At 69.0% G+C, this 3740-nt stretch carries 3 protein-coding genes and 1 pseudogene; all 4 read left to right on the top strand.

What is annotated here, in order from left to right; all coding sequences use genetic code 11:
- Window positions 1-533: pseudogene (locus H3V53_RS42420) on the top strand (cellulose biosynthesis cyclic di-GMP-binding regulatory protein BcsB); the annotation flags it as partial.
- A 57-nt stretch (window positions 534-590) separates the two neighbouring features.
- Complete coding sequence (locus H3V53_RS42415; protein WP_336602932.1) at window positions 591-1106, top strand: hypothetical protein; 516 nt, start codon at window positions 591-593, stop codon at window positions 1104-1106.
- Window positions 1103-3532 (top strand): glycosyl transferase family protein, encoded by a 2430-nt coding sequence (locus H3V53_RS42410; protein ID WP_336602931.1) that lies wholly within the window; start codon window positions 1103-1105, stop codon window positions 3530-3532. The genes H3V53_RS42415 and H3V53_RS42410 overlap by 4 nt, the downstream gene beginning before the upstream one ends.
- Window positions 3529-3740: hypothetical protein (locus H3V53_RS42405; protein ID WP_336602930.1), on the top strand; the 212-nt coding region annotated here is incomplete at its 3' end. The genes H3V53_RS42410 and H3V53_RS42405, both read left to right, overlap by 4 nt.

Here is a 3740-nt window from a genome sequence, read left to right as displayed (position 1 = left end):
CGCTCGCGCGCGCCTGGCGCCCCATCGACGTGACGAGCCGCCTCGTCGTGCATCAGATCGACGACGCGCCGAACACGCGCGGCGACGGCATCGCGCTCGCGCTGCTGGGCGGCCAGCCGCGCACGCTCGACGTGCAGGACCGCGCCGTGTGGGACGCGAGCTTCGATCTCGGCGCGGCGTCGGGCAACGGCAAGCTGCCGGAAGCTGTCGTGCTCGACGTGTCGGCGGCGCCGACGGCGAATCATACGTCGCAGACGGCGTCGATCTATTTCAACGACATCCTGATCGGCTCGCAGCTGCTCACGGCCGACGGCAAGCCGCAGCGCATCGAGGCGCGGGTGCCGCACTACGCGCTCGCGCCGCGCAACCTGCTGCGCGTGGTGTTCCAGCGCCAGCCGGAAGGCGGCTGCCAGCCGCGCGGCCAGGGCCATCCCGTGGCCGTGCTGCCGAGCAGTCATCTGACGCTAGCCGACGCCACGCCCGGCGACGACTTCACGGGCATGGTCGCGCGCTTCACGACGACGCCAGCGTGATCGTGCCCGACGCCTATCTGCGCGACGCGCCGCAGGTGCTGGCGCGCATCGCGAGCCTTGCGAACGCGACGGCATGCGCCGCAGCGCGCGAGCTTCAGCGTCGCGCGCGAAGGCGAGGCGGTGAGCCCGAAGGGCGCCTTCCTCGCCGCCGACGTGACGCTCGCCGACGAAAAGCGCGTGGCGCGTCTGTCGCAAGACCGGCTGTCGCTCGTCGATGCGTCGGGCCGGATGCTGGCCGATATCTCGGGGCTGAACCGCGTCGGCGTGATCGAGGCGGTGAAGGCGGGCAGCGTGCCCGGCATCGTGTATCGCACGGTGGGCGACACGCCCGCGATCCTTCCCGCCACGCTTACGCTGTCGCGCGGCGATATCGCGATCGTCGACGGCAGTGGCACGCTGCGCCAGTTCGACACGCGCCATCCCGGCGAACTGATCGACGCGGACGACCTGCAAGGGCCGTGGTATCTGCACGGCTGGCTGCGCTGGGGCATCGGCGCGGGCGTGGTCGGCCTGCTGGTCGCGCTGCTGCTGATCGCGCAGCTCGCGCGCCGCCGGAGCCGGAACGAGTCGTGAGTTTCGCGCTGATCAAATGGTATGCGGGCTACGCGGTAGCCCACTACTACCACGGACTCGAATACGTCGCGGCTGGCGTGGCGTTCGTCATCCTGCTGTCGAGCCTCGATGACCTGTTCATCGACGTCTGGTACTGGACCCGCACGATCTGGCGACGCTGCACCGTGCAGCGCGCCTACAAGCCGCTCACGAGCGCGCAGCTGTATCAGCGCGAAGAACAGCCGCTCGCGATCATGGTGCCCGCGTGGCACGAGTACGACGTGGTGGCCGCGATGATCGAGGACATGGTGCGCGTGCTCGACTACCGCAACTATGTCGTGTTCGTCGGCACGTATCAGAACGATCCGCAGACCATCGCCGAAGTGGAGCGGATGCGCCGCCGCTACAAGCAGTTGCGCCGCGTGGAGGTGCCGCATGACGGCCCGACCTGCAAGGCGGACTGCCTGAACTGGGTGATCCAGGCCATCTTTCGTCACGAGCGCGAAGCGGGCATCGAGTTCGCGGGCGTGGTGCTGCACGACAGCGAGGACGTGCTGCATCCCGTCGAGCTGCGCTTTTTCAACTACCTGCTGCCGCGCAAGGACATGATCCAGCTGCCCGTCGCGTCGCTCGAACGCAACTGGTTCGAGCTGGTGGCGGGCACGTACATGGACGAGTTCGCCGAGTGGCACGCGAAGGACCTCGTGGTGCGCGAGAGTCTTGCGGGCGCGGTGCCGTCGGCGGGGGTCGGCACGTGCTTTTCGCGGCGCGCGCTGCTCGCGCTGATCGCCGAGACGGACAACCAGCCGTTCAACACGGAAAGCCTGACGGAGGATTACGACGTCGGCGCGCGGCTGGGCAAGATGGGCATGCAGTCGATTTTCGCGCGCTTCCCGGTGCAATTCGCGACGCGCCGCAAGGCATGGTTCGGCTTCGGCAAGGAGCGCGAGTTCACGCTGACGATGCCGCTGTGCGTGCGCGAGTTCTTCCCCGACACGTTTCGCACCGCCTACCGGCAACGCGCGCGCTGGACGCTCGGCATCGGTCTGCAAGGCTGGAAGCAGACGGGCTGGACGGGCTCGTTCGCCAATCGCTATCTGCTGTTTCGCGACCGCAAGGGCATCGTGACGGCGTTCGTCGGCATCATCGCGTATGGGCTGCTGCTGCAGTTCCTGCTGTTCGCGGGAGCGGGGCTGCTCGGTTGGATGCCGGAGCTGATCGCCTCGCCGTTCGCCGATTCGCCGTGGCTCGACGCCTTGCTGTGGGCCAACGGCGGCGCGCTGCTGCTGCGCGTCGTGCAGCGCTTTTATTTCGTCGCGCGGCTGTACGGCTGGGAGCACGGCGTGCTGTCGGTGCCGCGCATGGTGGTCGGCAACTTCGTCAACTTCATGGCCGTGTCGCGCGCCTGGAAGATGTTCCTCACGCACCTCGTGACGGGCAAGCGGCTCGCGTGGGACAAGACGATGCACGACTTTCCGTCCGCCGACGGCTTCAAGAACCGGCGCCAGCGTCTGGGTGAGCTGCTGCTGTCGTGGCAGGCCATCGATTCCGACAAGCTCGAGCAGGCGCTCGGCGAAAGCCACGCGCGCGAGGCGCCGCTCGGCCGCGTGCTGATGGCCAAAGGCTGGCTCGACGAAGAGACGCTCGCGGAAGCGATCGCGTTCCAGGCCGATCTGCCGCGCGGCCATCTGCAGATCGAGCGTCTGGAGGAGGATGCCGCGCGATTGCCGCTCGAAGTGATCGTGCGGTATCGCGTGTTGCCGCAGGCCGGGACGGCGGGAGGGCAGGGTGCGAGTGGTGCTGCCGCAGATGGGACGGCAGCAGACGCAGCCGCCGCGCGCGATGGCGTCCCCACGGACGCAACGGCCAAAGCGGACGCCACCGCCGCGCGCGCCACGGCGGCAGCAGACGCAACGGCTAGAGCAGACGCAACGGCTAGAGCAGACGCAACGGCTAGAGCAGACGCAACGGCTAAAGCAGACGCAACGGCTAGAGCAGACGCAACGGCCACAGCGGACGCAACCGCCCCAAACGCCGCCGCGCGCACGATCCTGCTGACGGCAAGCCCGCTCGCCGACGCGGTGCTCGCCGAACTCGGCGCGCTGCTCGATGGACCCGTCGTGCAGCACATCGTCCGCGAAGGCGAGATCGCTGCCGGGCTGCGCGCGCTGCGCGGCGTCGATATGGCCGTGGCCGCGCACGGCAGCGCGGACAGTGAGACCGAACCTGCGCCGGTGCGCAGCGTGCCGTTGATCGGCGATCTGCTGATCGAGCACGGCCACGTGAGCCGCGAAGCTTTCGAGGCCGCGATGCAGCACTACCGTCCGGACCGCCACGGACGCATCGGCGACTACATGGTGGCGCGCGACGTGATCTCGCGCGCCGCGCTCGAGAACGTAATCCAGCAACAGCGCCGCCTGCAGGGCGCTCTGGCGGCATCCGAATGATCGATTCATCCAATAACGCGCCCGCAGACGTGTCGCACGATGCGCCGCGCGTGCATCCGCGCCTCGGGGCGCCGCGCAATCTGTTCGCGCGCAAGCCACGTGCGTCGTGGGGCCCGGTTGCGGTGTCTGCGCTGGCGGCGCTGATAACGGGCACGCTCGGCTGCACGGGCGTCGGCGTTGCGTCAGCGCAGGCCGCCGTGGCCGCGCC

It is taken from the genome of Paraburkholderia bengalensis (genome assembly GCF_037126505.1).
Taxonomy (GTDB): domain Bacteria; phylum Pseudomonadota; class Gammaproteobacteria; order Burkholderiales; family Burkholderiaceae; genus Paraburkholderia; species Paraburkholderia bengalensis.
This window is presented reverse-complemented; position numbering and strand designations above follow the sequence as displayed.